Source organism: Coleofasciculus sp. F4-SAH-05, from assembly GCF_040222985.1.
Classification (GTDB): domain Bacteria; phylum Cyanobacteriota; class Cyanobacteriia; order Cyanobacteriales; family Coleofasciculaceae; genus Coleofasciculus; species Coleofasciculus chthonoplastes.
On the sequence record NZ_JAVKBY010000121.1, the window covers coordinates 1 to 21830 of the forward strand.

A 21830-nucleotide genomic window follows, 5' to 3' on the forward strand; every position below is an offset into this window, starting at 1 on the left:
TAAAACGGCTCCAAATTCAGTTATACCGTGATTTTATGCCTCCACAGTCTAAGTTAACTCGAAATAACGCCCAAAATCCTTGCTAAGCAAGGATTTTGGGCGTATTCTGATGCAATTTAGCATAACAGGTACGGAAGAGCCGGTTTTGTGGGCATTAATGGACGCCCGTCAGGTGAAATTACTGGTACTCGTTGCATTTTGGAGATAATCCAATAAATGTGACTTGCTCCTTACCACCATCTGACACAAGATGTCCTGTCTTAAAGCGACCCAAGCCAGGGGTCTTACAGCAGGCTGGACTAGGAGAACATCCCGCCGTGTGTGCCAGTGTCAGACTAATCGTGGTAGACAACTGTTATTGAAATCTGGCTCTTTCAAGCTCAGGGTTCAACGAAGTAACCCTGAGTAGTTGACCATCCCTAAGAACCTGGCATTCCCCCCACACTAAAACTCGTCATTTCCCAGATTGCCCCGCGTCGCTGCAAATCAAACTGGTTGGTTTCAGAGAGTCCCTCATTCTCTCCAAATCGAGCGTTCTCTACGTCGGTAATCTTCAGATCAACTTCTGTGAGATTAGTATTACTCAGATTGCTATAGCTTAAGTTCGCCCGATTCAAAGTAGCCTGAGTCAGATTAGCACCACTCAGATTCACACCGAACAGATCAGCACCACTGAGGTTAACCCGACTGAGATTGCTTCCTCTCAAATCAGCACCGCTGAGATTAGCGCCACTTAAGTTGGTATCGCTTAAGTCAGCACCAATTAAAAAAGCACCACTCAGATCAGCGCCCACCATAATGGCTTCCTTTAGGATGGCTCCAAATAAGTTCGCACTACTTAAGTTAGCTCGGCTGAGATTAACTTGAGTGAGATTAACTCGGCTGAGATTAACATCCGCTAAGTCAGCATCCATGAGGTTCGCCTCAATCAAAGTCGCGCCTCTGAGATCGGCATGCATCAAGAAAGTGCGGCTCAGGTTAGCTGCATTTAAATTGACACCGCTTAAGTTAGCCTGTTTCAGGTTAGCGCCACTGAGATTAACTCGGCTGAGATCCGTGTTGCTTAAATCGGCGTCAATCAGTTGAGTACCCCTGAGATCAGCACCACTCAAATCAGCACCAATCAAGTCAGCACCGTTAAGATCAGCACCCATAAGATTGATCTTCCTGAGATTAGCACCCTGAAAATTCCGTTCCCTGGCTAGATAACGCCGCAGGAGTTCGTTAGTATCCATAATGTTTGGGGAAAACTGGAGTTGTACTATCAATTTCCCAAGGATTTCCCCAAGCATTGTGATGGGTGCTACCCCTCACCCCCACTAGAGCAAAATGTGATATGAGTTACTTGATCAGGCAAAAATTCATCAAATCTTTACACGCTTTTCATCATAGCTAAACATAAAAAGCCGTTCGGGGGTGCAAACTAGGTAAGTAAGGGAGCTTAAACGCATTCCAACGTGGTCGTTATTCTCCTGTTTAGTGTTTAGGTTGTTTGGGAATCCCCTAGCGGTGTCTTCGAGGCTCACCTAGGGGGTTTTTTTTCGACTGAGAATACTGCAAGTAGAGCCTTATGCATTGAGTTCCGTTAATATTTATCAAGGATGCAAGTCATCCTGTTTCTCGAAGAAAGTCACTCAGGTTGTGCCTCTTATACTCCGAGCAGGAGAGAGGTTTGGAGAGATGTTTTCCAGATCCCGTGAAAAGTAAGCTTATACTCTTCTGCTTTTGGTCAGAATCCGCCCAACCCAACATTTTGTTTCGTTCATGAATGGTAACTCAATCCCAAACGACCAACCCGGGTGGTCACTCGATGAACGTGATCCCCAAACCATCCAATCTTTCATGCCCTTATGGGGATGGTTTTACCACTACTACTTTCGGGTGAAAACCGATGGCTGGCATCACATTCGGGATCAGGGTAACGCCTTATTTGTGGGGTCTCACAACGGCGGACTTGTCGCACCGGATATGATCATGGTCATGTATGACTGGTTTCGGCGTTTTGGTACCGAACATCCAGTTTATGGTCTGATGCACCCCAATGGCTGGAAAATTGACCCAAACACGGCACGACTAGCGGCTAAGACGGGGGCAATCAGGACTCATCCCAAAATGGCGATCGCGGCTTTGCGTCGAGGTGCTAGTGTCCTCGTCTACCCTGGGGGGGCACAGGATGTCTTTCGTCCCCATACCATGCGGAATCAAATCCATTTAGCGGGGCGTCAAGGGTTTATTAAGCTGGCATTACGGGAAGGTGTGCCGATTATACCCGTTATTTCTCATGGCGCTCATGATACATTGATTGTCCTGGCTGATTTTTACGACCAGATTCGACAATTGCACGATTGGGGACTTTTTCCCTGGTTATTTGGTCTTGATCCGGAAGTGTTTCCAGTTTATTTAGGTCTACCGTGGGGATTGGCGATTGGACCACTACCCAATATTCCCTTGCCTGTCCAGATTTACACTCGTGTTTGTGCGCCGATTGTCTTTGAACGGTATGGTCGTGATGCAGCTAGCGATCGCGAATATGTCAATGCTTGCTATGAAAAAGTCTGTACTCAGATGCAATGGGAACTGGACTGTTTAGTTAACTTTGCGAGGGGGTTTGGGGGAGCTATAAGTCCCACGCTGTAATCTTTGATGAGCGCGCCCTTGATACTTCGACAAGCTCAGTAACAACATGGACTCCCCCAAAATACGCTCAAAATATGCGTTTACTATAACTTGTCATTTACAGTAGACTAAGTTATAGTCAATATATGCTGAATCTAAATTACACTTATCGAATCTATCCTGATGCCGAACAAGTCGAATCACTGAACGAGTGGCTCGAAACTTGTAGAGGTGTTTATAATTATGCTCTTAGGGAGCTAAAAGATTGGATTGCTTCAAGGAAGTGTCCAATAGATAGGTGTAGTTTAGAATCAGAATACATAATGGCTGCTGATTATCCTTTTCCAGGGTATCAGCAACAACAGAACAATTTACCCAAAGCTAAAAAGGATTACCCAAGACTAAAGGTAGTACCTTCTCAGGTATTGCAAACAACCATCAGACGATTACATGATGCTTGGGATTTTTTCCGAAATCGGGGTTATGGATTTCCAAGGTTCAAAAAGTATGGACATAAGAAGTCGATACTTTTCCCTCAATTCAAGACAAATCCTATAACCGGATGGCAGATTAAATTACCTAAGCTTGGGAAAGTTCAGATTAATTTGCATCGACCAATCCCCGATGGTTTTGTTGTTAAACAAGTTAGGGTAATTAAAAAAGCGGTAGGTTGGTTTGTAGTCATAAGCATTCAATCTGATATTTCTATTCCTGATACCGTACCTCATGGTCATTTCATTGGGGTTGATGTTGGATTGAATAGTTATTTGGCTACCAGTGACGGCTTTGTAGAACCAGGACGCAAGTTTTTCAAGGATATGCATCGTAGGCTGAAAGTGCTACAACGCAGGTTATCTAAGAAAGAGAAGCGTTCTAAGAACTATGAAAAAGCCAGACGCAAAGTAGAACGATTGCATAATCATATTGCATTCAAGCGAAAAGACTATCAGTACAAATTGGCTCATAAACTCTGCGACATGGCGGGAACTATCTTCTTAGAGGATATTGATTTCCGAACTATGGCGAAAGGGTTTCTAGGCAAACATACAGTTGACGCCGGTTTTGGTCAGTTTAGAGATATTCTTTATTATGTGGGCAAGCAACGCGGTGTTTATATTGCTGAAGTTGACCATAGAGGAACCTCTCAGACTTGTCCAAACTGCCGCATTGAGGTCCCAAAAGAACTATCTGATAGGTGGCATAGTTGCCCGGAATGCAAATATGAAGTTGATAGGGATATAGCTTCAGCGCAAGAAATCTGTAACCGAGGCTATGAGCAATTGAGTACCCAGGGACTCTGGGGGAAAGAAATTGGCTGTCAAGTCGGGCTGTCGGGGGCTTTTAGTCTAGATAAGTGGCGCAGGGCAGCAATGTCTAACAGCGATGTTGGAAGCCCACACCATGATCTATGATTTGGTGTGGGAGGATGTCACGGTGGCTAATAAGTAGGTGGACACAATTAAAGTTCAAGGTGGAGATTGTCATACTCAAGGGAGCGAGAAGCTAGCTACGTCTTATGTCATTCGTTTATGTAAGGGTTTGCGGGCTATTTACAAAACTTCATACAATGCCGTTTTCTTTTGCCCAACTACTTAGAACTTGATCCAGCTAATGAGAATGGCAGCGATTTTTTGAAAAAGGGGATAGTGTGAGAATTGACATGGTATTGAGTTGAGGATAGTACCTTGAGTAATTCTAGCGATCAGTCTCCATCCGTCTCTCGTCAGGATTTGGATTACTGGTTAGAGCGTCAGACCGAATACCAACGGACTCTTAATGTCATCGAATCAAGAGGAGAAAACAGTGAAAGTGCGTGGAAACTGAGAGGTAAGCTCGAAGCTGTAGGAGAAATGATCACTTACCTACAACGGAAGCTCAATAAAGTCTAGAGCATTGGTTTATTAATCGCAGTTGGTGGGCAAAACAGCCGGGGAATTCTCCTTGGCAAAAAACCCAGTGATAGTATCACTGGGTTAACAAGGGCTGCTGTAATAACTGAAGAAGATGTCGTTAGCTAGTATAGTATTGACTCAACGTTAAGTCTTGTTTATTCGCAGATTAAAATTCAAAATTTAAAAACTTCAATTCTATTCTGAAAAGTCAGTCATTAAAAATTACTAATTATAACAATTAATAGTTTGCTTAAATTAGAAAACAAGCTGTAGGATTTCTCTGATTCGGTTACAGCACTTTCTAACACGGTGTAGTACAGTAACGATGAGACAGTGCTTTTCTACTCTTGAAAATGGTGTATCACATCGAGGAAAGAAAACGCTGTAAACATGATACTAATACCAAGTTGCAGTCTAAGGTAGAATCTGTCATGCTGAGTGGAGTCCGGAGCGAAGCGGAGGAACGAAACGAAGCATCTGCAGAACCCTTCACGACCTTCGAGGGCAGGCTCCGTGAAACGGAGTGACGCTCGCGCATCTGTCCAGATTCTTCGCTTCGCTCAGAATGACATGATAGAACGCAACTTGGTATAAATCCGCAGAGTTTAGTGACTGGATCTGTCACTATTATAGGAAAAACCCTCGCTATCCATCAAAAGAGGTCAGCGAGGGAAGATTTTATTAAATTAGCGGAGACAAATTTGAGGTCGTTCCAGACGCGCCATCATACCATGCTGTCTGGAACTGAGTTATTTAACGAACTACGCCCTGCTGAGAAGCAACTTCCATGGGCTTCATCAGGTAGAGTCTCAGGAACTGCCAGCCATTAGAGACATAGTAGGGCAGCTTCTTGAAAAATTGCACGAACTTTGGACTGTTGGAGTTAGCAATTTCCGTTAACTTTTCGTTATTGCCAATACAGACTTCTAGACGTTCGTAGAACTTAGGATGTTCCACATCTAAAATCACTGGAAATACCCGTGCAGCGGTTTCATTGGTCTTCTTAATCACATGCTTATCATACTCGCGGGCATCTAAACCAATCGACTGATAGAAACCAGACCGTTGGATGTCATTTAGATACATTGTCGCAAATACTGAGAGCAAGAAGAAGCGAGACCATAACTTCGCCTGCCAATCATTTAACATTTGCGGCTGGGCTTTCATGATCGCATCAAAGAAATCCCCATGACGATTTTCGTCCTGACACCAGTTTTCAAAGAACCGGAAGATGGGGTAAATGCGGTCTTCAGGATGGGCTTCAAAATGGCGATAAATGGTGATATACCGCCAGTAGCCAATCTTCTCCGACAAATACGTGGCGTAGAAGATAAACTTCGGCTGGAAGAAGGTGTACTTCTTATTCTTGGTCAAAAATCCCAAATCCAGCGCCAGATTGAAATCTGACATCGCCTTGTTCAGAAAACCCGCATGACGTGCTTCATCACGAGACATGAGCGTGAAACACTCTGCCAGCACCGGACTTTTATCTTTGATCCGACGACCCAGTTCCTTATAAAGTAAAAATCCAGAGAATTCTGCTGTACAGGAACGCTCCAGAAATTCAACAAACAAGCGGCGGGTTTCACCGTCTATATGCTCCCAAGACTGCTCAAACTCAGCGTCCCGGACGAAGTGGTGGCGATTGTAGTCCGAACGGAACTCTTCTAGAATCGCCAATAGCTCATCCTCATTCGGCGAGAGGTCCATCTGCGCCATGGCTTCAAAGTCTGTCGTGTAGAACCGAGGCGTCAGAATGGTCTCCTTCGCCGGGGATTTAACGCCAGGTCTGATTTCTTCAAAGCTAGGTTTTTTAAGGGTATCTACCATAGTTGGTTGTACTCGTTATCTCTTACTTACGATTTTGGACTTGAGAATATGGCAATTGGGGGGTGACTCGACCCGCGCCGATATTTAAAGGTGCATATTGAGTCTACCAAGGTCTTGGGTGAGTGCAAAATCCAGTTAAGGTTAAAATTTGTAAATTTGCTTAACCTTCCTTCATATTTGTCAGGCAAAAGGTAAGGTAGAGACGTTGCAGGCAACGTCTCTACTAATTAATTAGATCAAAGACGGTTTAGTACCGAAGTCCTAAGCCGTTAAGCTTCTTCAGCTTCAACGCGACCGTAAAAGATCCCTCGGATCAAGACTTCTTCAGGTTCTTCTTCGGCACCTAAGTCAGTATCAGCCGTCTGTTCGCTCTCAAAAGTACCAGCAATTTCTCCGGTGTAGCTATCAACCTTAGAAACCTGTAGAGACATTTCACCGGAGCGGGTCTCTACGCGCTTAACGTTAGCGCGAACAAATTCCTCTTCATCCGCTTTGGAAGGCAGCGCGATCGCGTTATCATAGCCAGATGCTACGCCACGACCTTTAGGATCGAGGAACACAGCCCCCCGATAAGACGGCACCTTAAATTCCCCTTCAAAGTCAGTAGACGTATTCACGCTGGTCATGTTTGGCTGACTTGTGGCAACCAAACTTTTAATTGTGAACATGAAGGGAACTTGTTCGCCTCCAGGTAGCTGTACTGTAATAGCTTGAAAGTCAATACCATCCTCTTCAGTAAAGACAAGGCTGCCATTTTCTCCAGGATTCAAGGAACCTTCAACTTGATCTAGGCTAGAGGTAGACCGGGTCAATAACTTACCTGGGATATATTCTGCCTCTCTACGCTTATTTGCAGGTTCTTCCTTGACAAAGAAGCTGGTTGGCTGTAGACACAGCTCGACAATTCGATAGGACTTATCAGACTCAATGGGAATAGAACCACGAGTTGTTTCCGAAAGCTGGGGACATAAATTCGCTAAGCCCGTATTTCTAATCTGGTCGTAGGTCAATTGATCAGGACTAGTCGCTGTTGCTTCTGAACAAGCCGTTAACACCCCCAAACACAATGCCAAAAAGGCAACAATCAATGCGCGATACCTCATGGTCAACCTCAATCGTCAATCTCTAAAGAAAGAAAAAATTTTTTATGGTGATTTGTGAATCAGGCTGTGGTTCATGACACCCATTCTCACGCTGATCAAAGATTATCGTGAGAATTTTCTAGCCGATTCTTCCTAAACCGCAACTATGCTCGTGGTATAGTTTTGGTCACACGCTGGCTGTCGGCGATCGCGCAAATCGCGCAAATCGCACAATAAGTAGATTGAACCATGACTCACTTAAGCCGTGTTCTCTACATGATGCCGAAAGCGTGAACCTTAGCTTTTCTCGCTTCATTGTACACGGGAAGCGACACGTTTACGCTTTTAATCAAGCGGGTGGCAAGAAATAACTAGGATTAACAGGGGTAGGATGAATTTGAGTAATGAGTTAGATGCCCAGGAACTACAGGTCAAACTACAAGCTCTAAAGACGGAGATTTGGGCGTTAGCCCATAGCCATAAAGGAGATACGTTAACACTGCTGACTCTGCTGCGGACGCTGGAAGAGGCGCACCGCGAGATTCGAGATAGCCTCTTTCAAGACTCGTTACCCGACAATCGACAAACTCTGTACGCGCTGCTTAAAGATATTGAAGAATTAGGGGGTTGGCCCTATGTGGCGCGGATGAAACTGCGATCGCTGCTAACCAATTTTCCGGAAGCATCAATCTCTGAGAATGAATCCACAGCCAATGATTGAGGTACAGGGAAGCTGGGGAAGCTGGGGAGAGAGTATTAAATAATGTTGTCCCAACAAGACAGTTGGCGCAACAGGTGCTAAGATTCAGCCGTCAGTCTTAGCACTTTAATCTTATTAAATTTTCTTATTTTTGAGCAAGGACTATGGATGCAATTAAGTTTGGTACAGACGGCTGGCGAGGTGTGATCGCCGCCGATTTTACGTTTGAGCGTGTGGCGTTAGTCGCGACAGCCGCCACTCAAATCCTGGCTGAGTGTTACGGCAAAACCAGGGGTAGCCGTACTGTGGTGGTGGGTTATGATCGGCGCTTTATGGCGGAAACCTTTGCCAAAAAGACGGCGGAGGTTGTCCAATCCCTGGGATTTGATGTGTTGCTTTCTGAAAGTTATGCCCCCACCCCAGCATTTAGTTGGGCGGCAAATCATCAGAATGCACTAGGTGCTTTGGTTCTCACCGCCAGCCATAATCCAGCTAATTATTTGGGACTAAAAGTGAAAGGGGCATTTGGGGGATCAGTTCCGCCAGAAATTACCCAAAAAATTGAAGCCCAACTCGCTCAACCCCCAGCCTCAGTGCCAACGCCAGGTAAAATCCAATCCTTTGATCCTTGGTCAAGTTATTGTGAGGCGCTGCGCTCAAAAGTAAATTTGGCTAGTATTCAGAACCTGATTACCCAAGGCAAATTGACAGTCTTTGCCGATGTCATGCATGGCGCAGCCGCAGGGGGCTTGAGCAAAATTTTAGATGTACCGATTCAAGAACTCAATAGTTCCCGTGATCCCTTATTTGGGGGTGGTGCGCCGGAACCGTTACCCCGTTATCTGTCTCAACTCTTCCGTCACATCCGTACTCACCGACGGCAAACTGAGGATACATTACGGGTAGGATTAGTCTTTGATGGAGATAGCGATCGCATCGCGGCAGTGGATGGACAAGGCAATTTCCTCAGTTCTCAAATTCTAATCCCGATTCTGATTGAACATTTAGCATCCCGACGGCAAGAGACAGGGGAAGTGGTAAAAACGATTAGTGGTTCGGATTTAATTCCCCAAATTGCCCAGCTTTATCAATTGCCCCTCCACGAAACCCCCATTGGGTACAAATATATTGCCGATCGCATGGTTTCTACCCAAGTCTTGCTGGGAGGTGAAGAATCCGGTGGAATTGGGTATGGGACACATATCCCAGAACGCGATGCTTTACTTTCTGCCCTGTATCTGTTGGAAGCGATCGCCCAATCAGGGATGGATTTAAGCCAACTTTACCAACGCTTACAAGAACAAACAGGTTATACCTCATTCTATGATCGCATTGATTTACATCTAGCCGGAATGGACGAGCGATCGCGTCTACTTAACCAACTGCACACCCAACCCCCGACTGAGATTAATGGTCAAGCAGTTGTTGATTGTTTAACTATCGATGGGTATAAATTCCGGTTAGCCAATGGTAGTTGGTTACTGATTCGATTTAGTGGTACTGAACCTGTCTTACGCCTTTACTGTGAAGCCTCCACTCCAGAACAAGTTCGTCAAACTCTCAATTGGGCAAAAGATTGGGCAAATAGAAATCAGGGATGAGGAATGGGGGAGCAGGGGGAGCAGGGGGAGATAGATGGGAGACAAAATTTCTATAGCCCATTACTCTATTCCCTATGACACACCGAGCGAAGCAGAGGTGTTGCCTATTGCCTATTGCCTATTGCCTGTTCCCTAACAAATGACGAATGACGAATGACAAATGACCAACCTAATTGTTGCCACAGGAAATCCCGGTAAATTGCGCGAGATGCAGGCATATCTTAAAGATTTGCCCTGGGAATTGCAGCTTAAACCACCGGATATTGAGATTGAGGAAACAGGTGATACCTTTGCAGCAAATGCTCGTCTCAAGGCGTTAGGTGTCGCCCAAGCCACGGGTGAATGGTCAATCGCCGATGATTCCGGCTTACAAGTCGATGCTTTAAATGGAGCGCCGGGGATTTATTCTGCACGCTACGGGAAAACCGATACAGAACGGATTGAGCGGTTATTGTCTGAATTAGGGGATACGTCTAATCGGGGGGCGCAGTTTGTTTGTGCGATCGCGATCGCTCGTCCTAATGGCACAATCGCAACAGAAGTGGAAGGCGTGTGTCGAGGTGAAATTCTCAAGGCTCCCCTGGGTACAGGTGGCTTTGGCTATGATCCGATTTTTTATGTACCAGAACAGGGGTTAACATTTGCCCAAATGAGTCGTAAACAAAAGCAATGCTACAGCCATCGTGGCAAAGCCTTAGAATTACTCCTTTCCCAAGTTCAACTCACCTAAATGGGTGATATCTTGTCCAATTGTCCAATTGAATCTTTGCACTTTGGGGGGGATTATGCTATGCGATCCACATCTTGTAAGCGGAGCTAAAAACTGAGTTTATTATGATTTTTTCACAATCACGCCATTGATTTTTTGTAAAAAAATATTAATATTTGGTTTTGTCTAGTATCCTCGGTCTATATAATGCTTTTGGTGAACATAAACAGTTAAATAGGATACATAATTAATGATCACGAGTTTGCTGAAAGATTTAGTGGATTGCTCAGAGACTTCAATTTCCAAGTCTCAGCAAGTCCTCCAGCAAAATAGCTTTATCTATGTAGAAACAGGAAACCCCAGTTTTAACTGGATTGAATGGGCTAAATTGGTCACAGGTGAGACGTTAAAACCGCAATACGGGCAAGAGATATTCCACGTCAAATGGGAATCTAATTTTCTGAACTTGTCCGACGCCCGAGGTCAACGGGTTGTGCTGCCTCACACCGAAGCCAGCGATTATCAAAACCCACCGAAATATCTGGCACTTTGGTGCAAAAAGCAGGCAAATTGTGGGGGGGGGATAACAACTTTAGCTTATGTAAAAGGATTTGTCAAGACGCTTACCGAAGCAGAAAAGAAAAAACTCATGGAGACGCGGCACTATTTTGGTGCCACTGGAGGCATCCATGCCAACCGTACCGAAGGCGCCATTCATCCCATCTTATCATTTTCGGGGAACAAGCCGATTTTACGCTTGTCTTGCAACTATATTAAATACGGTGACTACAGCCCCGATCCAGAGAACCTCAAGCCCTTTACTCCCGATCCATTTTTGGCAGAAATTACCGACCGATTTATCGACTATTACGAAGCAAATCACTTGGCGATTCGGATGGAGCAATACTCCTGTTTGCTTTGGGATAACGAATGTATGGCACATGCCAGAACCACCTATAGTGATTCAACCCGAGAACTAGAACGTATTTTCTTAGGCTAATCCTCCACTGATTGTTTCGGGGGGAGAATTACCTTGTATTTTTAGGATAATCACTTCACGGGTAAAGTCAGACAACTCTAGCCAAAGCTTAAGAGCGCTGGAAAAACGTATAGGAAAAACTGAGACTAATCGGATGAGAATTTTCCATGAATTGGAATCCAATGTGCGAAGCTATAGCCGTTTATTTCCCACGGTATTTAAGCAGGCACAAGGCGCTATTTTAGAAGATAAACAAGGGTGTAAGTACATTGACTTCCTCTGTGGAGTGGGTACGCTAAACTATGGACATAATAACCCCCAACTCAAAGAACGACTAATCCGTTATCTCGAGTCAGATGGTATAATTCATGGTCTGGATTTAGCAACGGTGGCGAAAGAGGAATTTCTGGAAACCTTTGCCGCCATTATTCTTGAACCTAGGCAATTAAATTATAAAGTTCAGTTTCCAGGACCAACAGGAACCAATGCGGTAGAGGCGGCGCTGAAACTGGCTCGCAAGATAACAGGGCGAGAAAATGTAATTGCCTTTTCTAATGGCTATCATGGCGTCACCCTGGGTTCCTTAGCCACAACTGCCAAAGCCTCTCAGCGAGCAGCGGCAGGAATATCAACCACAGGGGTAACGTTTATTCCCTATGATGGGTACTTGGGTGAGGCTATTGATACAACAGAGTACCTCGACAAAGTCCTTTCCGATGTAGGCAGTGGGGTAACACTTCCAGCAGCGGTGATTGTCGAAACCATTCAGGGAGCAGGTGGGGTGAATGTGGCAAGATTTGAGTGGTTGCGATCGCTCGAAAAGGTCTGTCGTAAATATGATGTCCTCTTAATTGTGGACGATATCCAAGTGGGGTGTGGACGAACCGGTACCTTTTTCAGTTTTGAAGACATTGGTATTTACCCTGACATTGTTACCCTCTCTAAATCCTTGAGTGGTTTCGGTTTGCCGTTTTCCTTGGTACTGATTAAACCTGAATTCGATCAATGGAAACCCGGACAACATAGTGGCACATTTAGAGGACCCAACCTCGCCTTTGTCACCGCTAAAGCTGCTTTGGATATCTATTGGCAAGATGACAGTTTGTCAGCCTCGGTTAAACAAAAAGGTATCTTCATGGAATCCCGATTGCAGCAGATAGCCAAAACGACAAAGAAAGCCGAGTTTTCGGTTAGAGGTAGGGGTATGATTCAGGGGTTAGACAGCAAAGATGGAAACCTCGCTAAAAAAATTATCCAGACAGCCTTTGCCCAGGGGCTAATCATGGAAACCGCTGGCGCACAAGGGGAGGTGATTCGCTGTTTGCCACCTTTAACTGTTTCGGAAGAGGTATTAGAGAAGGGACTAAATCTCCTGGAAAATGTCGTCAACGAAGTTGTCCAAAACGCCATCTAAGTGGAGATCGTCATTGGTCAATTGTCATTTGTCATTTGTCATTGGTCATTTGTCATTTGTCATTTGTCTCCCACACCCTGTAGCCATTAGTCATTAGTCAATATTAAAATAAATGCCGATGAGTGCTGTCATTGACAATTCTCCAGAAATTCTCAACCGGATCGAACAAATTGAAACTATCTGTGGACGAGATGTAGGTCATGGTATACAGCCACTGGTGCAGGCGGCTAAAGGGGGGCTGCTGGGTGCCGCTCGCTCCATCGCTGAACATCCATCCCCCCATGTCGCAATTATCACAGGATTTTTTATTCCCCATGGCACTCCTCCGGCTGCGGAAAATGATGGTCCCATCGGTTGCGCTCACCTAGCGGCGGGACTTCAAAGAGTTGGAGTACCGGTGCGTCTGGTTACCGATCCTTTATGTCTCAATGCTGTCCAAACGGCGGCGAGGGCAGCGGGAATACCGGCTAACCTGCCTTATGATGTTGTTCCTGTGGATGCGGCTAGCGCTGAAGATCCCTCAGTTTCTTCTATCGTCAAGTTATGGCAAAGTAGCGAACCACCGGTTTCCCATGTTATCTCCATTGAAAGAGCCGGTCCAAGTTCTGATGGTACTGTCCGTAATATAAACGGGGATGATATTACCGCTCATACCGCTCCGTTGCATCTGTTATTTACCCTCAATGACATTATCTCCATCGGCATTGGTGATTTGGGTAATGAACTCGGTATGGCAACCCTTTCTCAAGAGTTAATTGCTAAAACGATTAAGCATGGAGAACGAATTGCCTGTGATATTCCTTGCCATCACCCGATTATGTGCGGAGTATCAAACTGGGGCGCCGTGGGGTTACTCCTTACTTTGGCTTTGCTGCGCCCTGACTGGAAAAATCCCTTAACTGAGGGATTGACCTTAGAGAGCGATAAACATATTTTAACGACTCTGGTTAATCAGGAAGCCGCCATAGATGGCGATACGGGCTTGCCAGGTTTTACCATTGAGACTTTTCCCTGGGAATTTCATGGCAACGTATTGACAGAACTTTTAGCCGCCGCCGGTTTGAGCGAGTCAGTTTGAGAGCGCCGCCGCGATACTTTTATCCAAAATATCTAGCCCCTGGTTCAACGTATCAAAATCAATCGTTAGTGTAGACTGAAGATTAATCACTTCTTTGTCCACACCCATGGGTTCAAAGATTAAACCCCGTTGGAACGCTTCATGACTAACTTTTTTCGCTAATCCCGGTAGCTTGCAGGCAATTCCTTGAATCAAACCCAGTCCTCGATGTGCGCCGCCGAGTTCGGGATAATCAGCAATCATCTCTTGGAGTCGCTGCTTCATGACTTCACCTTTTTCAACGATTTCCTGGGAAAAAGCATCGGTTGTCCAGTATTCTTCCAAAGCCGCCGTGGCAGTAACAAAGGCGAGATTATTACCTCGGAACGTCCCGCTGTGTTCTCCAGGTTTCCAGCCGTCTAACTCCGGTCGAATCAACACCACCGCCATCGGATTTCCATAAGCGCTTAAGGATTTAGCCAGACAAACCAGATCCGGTTTTAACCCCGCCCGCTCAAAGCTAAAGAACGGTCCCGTGCGACCACACCCGACTTTGATATCATCAACAATGAGTAAAATTCCTTGCTCTTGAGTAATCTGGGCAAGACGCTTGAGCCAAGGCACACTCGCCACATTAATTCCGCCTTCAGATTGAACAGTTTCTAAGATAACGGCGGCGGGTTTTTCCTGATTTTGGCTCAAGTCATCAATTAGTTTTTCCAACTGATTAAGACTATCGTCTTTAGTGCTAGATTTATCCTCGAAGGGAACCGTTAAGACATTATCGAGGGAAATCCCGGCTGCTTTTTGATAGACTGGATTCGGTGTCACCGCTAGAGCACCTAAAGTATGACCGTGGTATCCTTTAGTGAAACAGATAACGGTTTTTCGACCTGTCACTTTACGGGCAAGCTTCAACGCCGCTTCGGCGGAATTGGTTCCCGTCGGACCGGTAAACATAATCTTATAGTTAAGTCCTCGCGGTATTAAGATTATCTCCTCGAAACATTCGAGAAACCTCCCCTTGGCAGCGGTGAACATATCCAGGCTATGAGTGATGGCATCTGACTCAATGTATTCTAGGAGAGGCTTTTTGAGTTTGGGATTATTATGTCCGTAGTTGAGAGCACCCGCACCGGCTAAGAAGTCTATGTAGATCTGCCCATTCTCATCAATTAAATGATCTCCCACTGCCTTGGTGAAAACAGTGGGAAATAATCGACAGTAGCTGCGGACTTCCGACTCAATTCTCGTAAAAACACTCATTGTCTAAACCTTGTACTTGGCTGATTCTTTCCCAGCCATAGCATGAAAGCTTTTGGCTTAATCAATCTATCGCTAGTTGAGTTTGTTCAACTTAAGTCCAATGGCACAATCCTTAAGCCTTTGATACTATACCGTAGGGTGGGCATTGCCCACCAGCTATACCGTAGGCATTGCCCACCAGCCAAAATTTCATTACCATTCCACTTAAGTTGAATGGTACTTAATTTCTACTGAACAAGACTCAGAACCCAGAATATTATATGCTTTTTAGGGTAAATCACATAAAAGCCAAGGAAACATGACACAAAGTCGATTTACAGAAGCTGACGCTGAGGCGTTGTTTGATGATCAGGAACGAGACCAACGTTTCCGCCGTTTCTGGGACCCAGAAGGCAGTCTCCACTGGGGCTACTTTGAAAACTTAGCCGAGGTTAAGCCTGAGGACTTTGTGCCAGCCTGCAAGCGCTGGGATGAATATATGTTGGCACACAGCGGTATTACTGCCGAGTCTCGGTTGCTAGAAGTTGCTTGTGGAAACGGTAAGTCTGCCATTTGGATAGCTCAGCAGACGGGATGCGAGGTCGTCGGCATCGATCTCAGTGGCAATTATATCGACAATGCTCGACGCCAGGCTAGTAATTTCCCGTCTCTGCGCCTGAGCTTCCAAAAGGAATCAGCCACTAATCTACCTTTCCCGGATGGTTCCTTTACCCATGCCTGGAGTCAAGGCGCTCTGTACCACATCCCCGAACTAAAGAAGGCTCTGGCGGAGGCTTACCGTGTTCTCAAAGAAGGAGGTATCTTTCTGTTTGATGACTTGGTAACGCCAGTCAAGGAAGTCAGCGAGACGACGCGCAAATACGTTTATGATCGGCTGCTGTTTGAGCCGAAATTTAGCCGCGAATCCTATGCCGAGAACCTCACTCAACTAGGATTTAAAGTGTTGCAGGTCAATGATTTGAGCGAACATTTGGAAAAGAGCTACGAATTGGTGTCCGAGCTGGCTCAGGAGGAATATTCAGATTTGAGCGCTGCTTTTAAGAAAACCCAAGAGGCAATCGCCGCCGGTGAGTTAGGCTGGTGCTTCTACCTCTGTGAAAAGCCAGGTTAGCGATCGCCGATAGACCGATCTCAAAGGTCAACTGAGTCAACAAACTCTTATGAATTATGAATTAGAAACGTTAATTTTTAATCCATAATTCATAAGCCACCGGATATTGAGATTGAGGAAACAGGCGATACCTTTGCAGCAAATGCTCGTCTCAAGGCGTTAGGTGTCGCCCAATCTACGGGTGAATGGTCAATCGCCGATGATTCTGGCTTACAAGTGGATGCTTTAAATGGAGTGCCGGGGATTTATTCTGCACGCTATGGCAAAACCGATACAGAACGGATTGAGCGGTTAACCTTTGCCCAAATGAGTCGTGAACTAAAGCAATGCTACAGTCATCGTGGCAAAGCCTTAGAATTACTCCTTTCCCAATTCGACCAACTCTTATGAATTTATGAGTTGTGAACAACTTAATCTATAATTCATGGTTTTTTTCAAACCCTTAATTGTTAATTTTTATTACAAAAAATCGGTAATTGTGTTACATGAATCGATGTGTGAAACAATGCCTATATAACATCAACTGGAGTTAAACATATTCTGCCTAAGTAAGAGGTTTCTGACTCGACTGGTTTAATCTGGAGTTCCCCAAGCGAAATAACGAAAATAACCTCACTGTGCAGCCTTGCGCGATTTTTAACGCGACCTGCATAGGTATCGTTTTTATTGAAAGACGGTTTAAAAGCTGAACAGCTTAGAAGGCACTCTCTCGATTAAACAGTATTTCTGGAGAATGCATTAATACAGTGTTTCTGAAGAGGTTGAGTTCTCTTCTCATCGAAACAATTGAGCATTTAGCACAAAAAAAATATGCCACAACATCACGGGATGAGCCCGTTTCAACAACTCCTTGAGGCTTCAGCCCAAAAAGGTACACATCAAGGATTTTTTGGCAGACTATTACCGAAAGGCAAAGTTGTCGAACGTCAAGCTGTCGAAGACGCCTTACTAAAACTGGCGAATAGCATGGACGAAGGGGACAATGAAGATCCCTCAGGGGATAGTGATATTCCCGATGGCTACGTCTTCTTGGGTCAATTTATCGACCATGACGTCACCTTTGATACCACCTCCGGTCTCAACAAAGTTTTTGGTGATGTTGAGTCAATCCCGAATATCCGCACCCCGATATTTGACTTAGATTCTGTCTATGGCGATGGACCCGAAGCCATCCCCTTTCTGTATCAGCGTAAACACAAGGATTTCTTTCTGATTGGCAGTGACAACAATCCCGACAATGATCTGCCGCGTAACCGTGAAGGACGGGCATTAATTCCTGAATCACGCAATGATGAAAACGGCATCATCTCTCAGTTACAGTTGCTGTTCATGAAATTCCACAACGCGGTGTTGGAAGGAATCGAAAACGAAGATATCGAAATCTTTGAACCCGTTCAGCATAAAGACGTGGAATTCGAGAAAGCTAAACGGGCGGTGCAACGGCATTATCAGTGGATTGTTCGCCACGATTTCTTGCCCCGAATAATCGTCAAAGAGGTTCTCGATCAAGCCGTTCATGATGTTTTAGACACGGACAATTACAAGTCTGATCCAATCTGGTGTGATGCACCAACCATTCCTGTCGAATTTGCTGGCGCCGCCTATCGGTTTGGTCACACGTTGACTCGTTCCCACTACCACATTAATGCCAATCGCTTAAATGTAGACCTGTTCGAGAACTTCAAAGATAAACCCGGTAATGCCTTATCGGTGTTTAATGCCGTGGCTCCCGAAAATATCGTGGATTGGCGTTTCTTCTTTGAGGTGGATAGCTCGCTTGAACCCCAGAATGCGCGGAAAATTGATACCTGGATGGCGCACGAATTCTATGATCTGCCCTTTGTGCCAAAAGCGGCAAAAGACCGGGGTGAGAATTCTCTGGCATTCCGTAATTTGTTAAGGGGAGCCGTGTCCTATAGCCTACCTAGTGGTGAAGAAGTCGCCAAGGCGTTTGGGGTAAATCCGATTCCCCTGCACCCGAAGGTACAAGCCGCCGGACTCACAGAAACGCCCCTGTGGTTCTACTGTTTAGCTGAAGCGGAAGAGCATGGTGGCAAACTTGGACCGGTGGGGGGTCGGATTGTGGCGATGACATTGCTACGGATTCTCAAGGAAGACCACGAATCTTACGTGAATGCACCCAAACCCTGGAAGCCTTATTTAGGTGAGGGAGATAACTTCACCATGGCAGACTTGGTTAAGTTTGTGCAGAAGCATGAACCGAAGAAAGAGGCGATCAAATTCGGCGACGAGTTCTACCTGAAAAGCCAAGATGGTCGATACCTAATCAGCGCCGATCACTCTGGTTATTACTTCCCCCGGTTGGACGCCAGTGGTCGGGTGAAGCTGAAACTGGGAAATGGCAATGGAGAACTAACCCATAACGCGATCGCGCAAATCCTATCGACTGAGACCGGATTGGCTCAAGGCAACATCTTGGGAGCTTTTCGCGATCGGCACAACTGCTACTATTGGTCTCTCTACAATCAGCAAATGCAAGGATGGCAGATTACTAAAGTCGATGGTGGTGATGCCAAAATTCGCTATGGGGATAAGGTCTATCTGACCAACCTCTACTGGACAAATCAACGATTGACGCGGGATACCAAATACCCTGGCTATTTTACAACAGTGGAAAATGCTCAAGAGTGGTGGGTCTTGGAAAAGGCAGAAGCATCAACAGGTAGCGGCGGTGCTTATATCTAATGGATGCAAATGTCAGGTTAAAAATTTGAAAGCATCCTCGTTTAAATCCGCTGACAGCGACCAACTAATCAGTTTTCGCGCTGTTTAGATGAGTCGTCATCATTGGCAGATTTGCATTAGCGTTTAGCTTGAATTTGCCACAAATTGAGTTGACTTTTTTGTCAAAAGGTAGCCAAAACATCCTATACTAAATCTGAGCAGAAAAAGGATGAGTTGGCTACCCCAAAACACAAAAACTCAAGCAGACACAGTTTTTTAACCTAAATAATTCATGAAGAAAAGGAAATTCCTAGCATTTCTATCGGTTTTCATGCTGGGTTTGTTGGCATTAATTGTCAACCCAACTCCAGCGCGAGCCCAAGCTGCACCCGGTGTCAAAATTGCCGATTCAATCAGTGATTTTTCCGGAACGCAAGGACAAGAGAATTGGTTCTACGGCTACGTTGGCGATCAACTGTACGTTCCTTACTTTGAGGAAATGTCCGCTTACACAGGCGGCAGTTGGCAAGTTGACCCGAACACTAAGCTATCTTCTGAGTCGGCTAAACCCAGTAAAGCGGGTAGCAAAAAATGGCCCATCCGTCGCTGGAAAAGCGAAGTCGATGGTGACATCACGATTACCGGTCAACTGGCAAAAGCTGAACTCGGTGGTGATGGCATCAAAGGCTATATCTTCGTTGATGGTGAACGAGTTTGGTCACAAAAAATTGCAGGTGATGCTCGTCAGGGCGTCAATTTCAACATCAAGGCTACTGTCAAGAAAGGCTCTGATGTCGATTTTGTTGTTGGTCCTCGGAAAGACGCTGATCTGGATGGGACTAAATTCATTGCCACGATTTTTGGGACAGCTAATGATCCCAGAGCCGAAGTGGGTGCATGGGAAACTGTTCCCTTACCCCCTAACCAAGACGATTGGATGCAAGCCGTCCATACAGCGGTTCTGCCCAATGGTAAAGTCCTGATTGCTAACGGCAGTAGTAATCGGAATACCCTGAGCAAAGACGGTGATAAAGTTGAGTTTAGTGATGGGGTCGATTCGACGGACTATGATGTCGTTAACAATACGTCTCTATTTGATCCGGAAACGGGAACCTATCAACGCATCGATTCTCCCCCCGCTGTCCAAAATGGTCAAAGTAATGATCTCTTCTGTTCCGGTCATATCCATCTATTAGATGGGAATGTTCTGTTTGTCAGTGGCACAAATCGCTACTATCCCGGCGAAAACTTTGAAGGCTCGAAACAAACCAACATCTACAACTGGAAAGAAAACAAATGGACAACCGCTGGTTTATTCAATGAAGGGCGTTGGTATCCCAGTTTAGTCCCCCTAGCTGACGGCAAAATTGTCATTTTCTCTGGACTTAAATTTGGTAAACCGGGTCAGATTGCTCACACAATTGAAATTTATGACCCCACAACCAAGAAACTGAGTTACATCGATCTCGACTACATTGAAGACAGTCCCTTTAATGTCAAAGTTGAATACGAAGACAAGTACGAATACAACGGGAAACAAATTACCAAGAAAATCGATGCTTACGACAGTATCGATGTTTATCCCCGTATCTTTCCCACTGCAGATGGTCGGTTAATGATTACGGGTGATGGTGCAGGGAAATTCCCCCTCGAAATTCACGCCAGTAACAAAAGTTATTTGATGTCCGTCATCGATAACGGTAATGGCAACTTAGATGTCAAATTTGAAGTAGCAGCTGACCGCAAGGAACTGTCTAAGGTTTATGGCTCTGGACTCCTTGACCCCTATTACCAAGGTGATGTGCTACTTGTTGGGGGTTTAGTAGACACGAATAGCATTGCCTACGGCTGGCCCCAATTCCCGGATTTGAACGAATCCCTCAAGGCAAAAGGTGCGCGGATTTCCACCAGCTTAGAACGTTGGATTTCTCCGGAAAATTCAGGTGAAACCTATGGTAAATGGGAAGCCATAGACAACTTTTTGGATCAACCCCGCGCCATGAATATGGCGGTGATTCTACCCACAAAAGAAGTCTTGGTGATTAATGGGGGTGAATATGCTGAATATGATCCCATTTATGAACCGGTGCTGATGACACCCGAGGAGAATGCACCAGGGGGTTATCATGCGAAATCCATGAGTTCAGCTCAGTTTCCTCGGCTGTATCATAATGGAGCACTCTTGTTACCCGATGCTCGTGTTTTAAGCATTGGTGGTAATCCCCGTCGAGCGGCACGGGCAAAAGATGGAAAGGTTCGGGTTGATGATTTACCTGATGCCGATGACTACTACGTCTTAGCCAAACTCAGTGATAAACCCAATCAACCCAAGGGTTCAGGAAAAGTTAATTCTGATGCTGAGTATGACAGCTTCCTGAAAAACTATTACGCTGACCCCAAAAACAGTTATTTCGCCGAGGAAGATTCCTTACCCTTTGTGCCAGCAGAGATTTGGCAAGCCGAAATCTTCAGCCCCCCCTATCTGTTTAAACCTGGGGCGCGTCCAGAAATTACCAAGGCGCCTGCCACTCTAAACTATGGTCAATCTGGCACAATTTCAGTCAAAGATGCCACTCAAGATGGCTCACTGGTTCTGGTGAAACTGGGAACTGTAACCCACAGTTTAGATTACGGACAACTGCTGGCACCAGCGACGATTAAGAACGTTGCTCTTGGTACACCGTCTGCGATTAGTTTCACCGCACCGGAAAACGCGAATCTTTACCCTCCGGGCTATTACATGATGTTCTATGTCAATGACATCGGTAAGCCCTCTAAAGCCACGATGGTGAAGCTACAAGCGTAAATCCATTTCATTCCTAATTCTCCACTGTTGCCGTTGCCAATAACGGCAGCAGTGTCATTCCCCCCGTAAAATCAGGAGTATA

16 protein-coding genes and 1 pseudogene are annotated in these 21830 nt (G+C 45.5%); 13 read left to right on the forward strand and 4 right to left on the reverse strand.

Annotation, left to right across the window (positions count from 1 at the left end; all coding sequences use genetic code 11):
- Nucleotides 1–419: 419 nt before the first annotated feature.
- A complete protein-coding gene (locus tag RIG27_RS14465; RefSeq protein ID WP_446346194.1) occupies nucleotides 420–1235 on the reverse strand; it encodes a pentapeptide repeat-containing protein in 816 nt (271 codons plus the stop codon).
- A 529-nt stretch (nucleotides 1236–1764) separates the two neighbouring features.
- On the opposite strand from RIG27_RS14465, the gene RIG27_RS14470 reads away from it, so the two are divergent.
- The 3 genes from RIG27_RS14470 (at nucleotide 1765) to RIG27_RS14480 (ending at nucleotide 4505) form a co-directional block, all read left to right on the forward strand.
- Nucleotides 1765–2637 carry a lysophospholipid acyltransferase family protein gene (locus RIG27_RS14470; RefSeq protein WP_446346196.1) on the forward strand — a complete coding sequence of 291 codons (873 nt, stop codon included), beginning with the start codon at nucleotides 1765–1767 and terminating at the stop codon, nucleotides 2635–2637.
- A gap of 125 nt (nucleotides 2638–2762) precedes the next feature.
- Complete coding sequence (locus RIG27_RS14475) at nucleotides 2763–4028, forward strand: RNA-guided endonuclease InsQ/TnpB family protein (protein WP_446346198.1); 1266 nt, start codon at nucleotides 2763–2765, stop codon at nucleotides 4026–4028.
- 273 nt (nucleotides 4029–4301) lie between these two features.
- The gene (locus RIG27_RS14480; protein ID WP_446346200.1) at nucleotides 4302–4505 is read left to right on the forward strand and encodes a hypothetical protein; all 204 of its coding nucleotides are present in this window, start codon (nucleotides 4302–4304) and stop codon (nucleotides 4503–4505) included.
- A 756-nt stretch (nucleotides 4506–5261) separates the two neighbouring features.
- Here the strand turns inward: RIG27_RS14480 and acsF are convergent.
- Both acsF and psbO read right to left on the reverse strand, forming a co-directional pair.
- On the reverse strand, nucleotides 5262–6338 hold the full coding sequence (gene acsF / locus RIG27_RS14485; RefSeq protein WP_446346201.1) for a magnesium-protoporphyrin IX monomethyl ester (oxidative) cyclase: 1077 nt from the start codon (nucleotides 6336–6338) through the stop codon (nucleotides 5262–5264).
- 269 nt (nucleotides 6339–6607) lie between these two features.
- Nucleotides 6608–7441 carry a photosystem II manganese-stabilizing polypeptide gene (gene psbO / locus RIG27_RS14490; protein ID WP_446346203.1) on the reverse strand — a complete coding sequence of 278 codons (834 nt, stop codon included), beginning with the start codon at nucleotides 7439–7441 and terminating at the stop codon, nucleotides 6608–6610.
- Nucleotides 7442–7811: 370 nt separating this feature from the next.
- Between psbO and RIG27_RS14495 the strand changes: the two genes are divergently transcribed.
- The 6 genes from RIG27_RS14495 (at nucleotide 7812) to RIG27_RS14520 (ending at nucleotide 13901) form a co-directional block, all read left to right on the forward strand.
- Nucleotides 7812–8141, forward strand: a complete 330-nt coding sequence (locus RIG27_RS14495) for a hypothetical protein (RefSeq protein ID WP_446346205.1) — start codon at nucleotides 7812–7814, stop codon at nucleotides 8139–8141.
- A 143-nt stretch (nucleotides 8142–8284) separates the two neighbouring features.
- A complete protein-coding gene (locus RIG27_RS14500; RefSeq protein ID WP_446346207.1) occupies nucleotides 8285–9721 on the forward strand; it encodes a phosphoglucomutase/phosphomannomutase family protein in 1437 nt (478 codons plus the stop codon).
- 160 nt (nucleotides 9722–9881) lie between these two features.
- Nucleotides 9882–10451 carry an RdgB/HAM1 family non-canonical purine NTP pyrophosphatase gene (gene rdgB / locus RIG27_RS14505; protein ID WP_446346209.1) on the forward strand — a complete coding sequence of 190 codons (570 nt, stop codon included), beginning with the start codon at nucleotides 9882–9884 and terminating at the stop codon, nucleotides 10449–10451.
- 229 nt (nucleotides 10452–10680) lie between these two features.
- Nucleotides 10681–11430, forward strand: coding sequence for a TauD/TfdA family dioxygenase (locus RIG27_RS14510; RefSeq protein WP_446346211.1), 750 nt, complete (start codon nucleotides 10681–10683; stop codon nucleotides 11428–11430).
- Nucleotides 11431–11563: 133 nt separating this feature from the next.
- The gene (gene ectB, locus RIG27_RS14515; RefSeq protein ID WP_446346213.1) at nucleotides 11564–12823 is read left to right on the forward strand and encodes a diaminobutyrate--2-oxoglutarate transaminase; all 1260 of its coding nucleotides are present in this window, start codon (nucleotides 11564–11566) and stop codon (nucleotides 12821–12823) included.
- 118 nt (nucleotides 12824–12941) lie between these two features.
- Complete coding sequence (locus tag RIG27_RS14520; RefSeq protein ID WP_446346215.1) at nucleotides 12942–13901, forward strand: glutamate cyclase domain-containing protein; 960 nt, start codon at nucleotides 12942–12944, stop codon at nucleotides 13899–13901.
- Here the strand turns inward: RIG27_RS14520 and ectB (RIG27_RS14525) are convergent.
- Nucleotides 13893–15146 (reverse strand): diaminobutyrate--2-oxoglutarate transaminase, encoded by a 1254-nt coding sequence (gene ectB / locus RIG27_RS14525; RefSeq protein ID WP_446346217.1) that lies wholly within the window; start codon nucleotides 15144–15146, stop codon nucleotides 13893–13895. The two genes, RIG27_RS14520 and ectB (RIG27_RS14525), sit on opposite strands and share 9 nt — an antisense overlap.
- A gap of 298 nt (nucleotides 15147–15444) precedes the next feature.
- On the opposite strand from ectB (RIG27_RS14525), the gene RIG27_RS14530 reads away from it, so the two are divergent.
- The 4 genes and pseudogenes from RIG27_RS14530 (at nucleotide 15445) to RIG27_RS14545 (ending at nucleotide 21748) form a co-directional block, all read left to right on the forward strand.
- Complete coding sequence (locus tag RIG27_RS14530; protein WP_446346219.1) at nucleotides 15445–16257, forward strand: class I SAM-dependent methyltransferase; 813 nt, start codon at nucleotides 15445–15447, stop codon at nucleotides 16255–16257.
- A 93-nt stretch (nucleotides 16258–16350) separates the two neighbouring features.
- Nucleotides 16351–16647, forward strand: a pseudogene (locus tag RIG27_RS14535) (non-canonical purine NTP pyrophosphatase); the annotation flags it as partial.
- A 420-nt stretch (nucleotides 16648–17067) separates the two neighbouring features.
- Nucleotides 17068–18963: a peroxidase family protein gene (locus tag RIG27_RS14540; RefSeq protein ID WP_446346221.1), complete on the forward strand. Its 1896-nt coding sequence runs from the start codon at nucleotides 17068–17070 to the stop codon at nucleotides 18961–18963.
- Between the two features lie 271 nt (nucleotides 18964–19234).
- The gene (locus RIG27_RS14545) at nucleotides 19235–21748 is read left to right on the forward strand and encodes a galactose oxidase-like domain-containing protein (RefSeq protein WP_446346223.1); all 2514 of its coding nucleotides are present in this window, start codon (nucleotides 19235–19237) and stop codon (nucleotides 21746–21748) included.
- Nucleotides 21749–21830 lie beyond the last annotated feature (82 nt).

What these genes read in the sequence shown, in the direction of transcription:
- RIG27_RS14475 (WP_446346198.1), top strand. Translation starts at nt 2,763, where the DNA reads ATGCTGAATCTAAATTACACTTATCGAATCTATCCTGATGCCGAACAA.
- RIG27_RS14495 (WP_446346205.1), top strand. Translation starts at nt 7,812, where the DNA reads ATGAATTTGAGTAATGAGTTAGATGCCCAGGAACTACAGGTCAAACTA.
- RIG27_RS14545 (WP_446346223.1), top strand. Translation starts at nt 19,235, where the DNA reads ATGAAGAAAAGGAAATTCCTAGCATTTCTATCGGTTTTCATGCTGGGT.
- RIG27_RS14540 (WP_446346221.1), top strand. Translation starts at nt 17,068, where the DNA reads ATGCCACAACATCACGGGATGAGCCCGTTTCAACAACTCCTTGAGGCT.
- RIG27_RS14530 (WP_446346219.1), top strand. Translation starts at nt 15,445, where the DNA reads ATGACACAAAGTCGATTTACAGAAGCTGACGCTGAGGCGTTGTTTGAT.
- RIG27_RS14465 (WP_446346194.1), bottom strand. Translation starts at nt 1,235, where the DNA reads ATGGATACTAACGAACTCCTGCGGCGTTATCTAGCCAGGGAACGGAAT.
- RIG27_RS14520 (WP_446346215.1), top strand. Translation starts at nt 12,942, where the DNA reads ATGAGTGCTGTCATTGACAATTCTCCAGAAATTCTCAACCGGATCGAA.
- RIG27_RS14510 (WP_446346211.1), top strand. Translation starts at nt 10,681, where the DNA reads ATGATCACGAGTTTGCTGAAAGATTTAGTGGATTGCTCAGAGACTTCA.
- rdgB (WP_446346209.1), top strand. Translation starts at nt 9,882, where the DNA reads ATGACCAACCTAATTGTTGCCACAGGAAATCCCGGTAAATTGCGCGAG.
- RIG27_RS14470 (WP_446346196.1), top strand. Translation starts at nt 1,765, where the DNA reads ATGAATGGTAACTCAATCCCAAACGACCAACCCGGGTGGTCACTCGAT.
- ectB (WP_446346217.1), bottom strand. Translation starts at nt 15,146, where the DNA reads ATGAGTGTTTTTACGAGAATTGAGTCGGAAGTCCGCAGCTACTGTCGA.
- ectB (WP_446346213.1), top strand. Translation starts at nt 11,564, where the DNA reads ATGAGAATTTTCCATGAATTGGAATCCAATGTGCGAAGCTATAGCCGT.
- acsF (WP_446346201.1), bottom strand. Translation starts at nt 6,338, where the DNA reads ATGGTAGATACCCTTAAAAAACCTAGCTTTGAAGAAATCAGACCTGGC.
- RIG27_RS14500 (WP_446346207.1), top strand. Translation starts at nt 8,285, where the DNA reads ATGGATGCAATTAAGTTTGGTACAGACGGCTGGCGAGGTGTGATCGCC.
- psbO (WP_446346203.1), bottom strand. Translation starts at nt 7,441, where the DNA reads ATGAGGTATCGCGCATTGATTGTTGCCTTTTTGGCATTGTGTTTGGGG.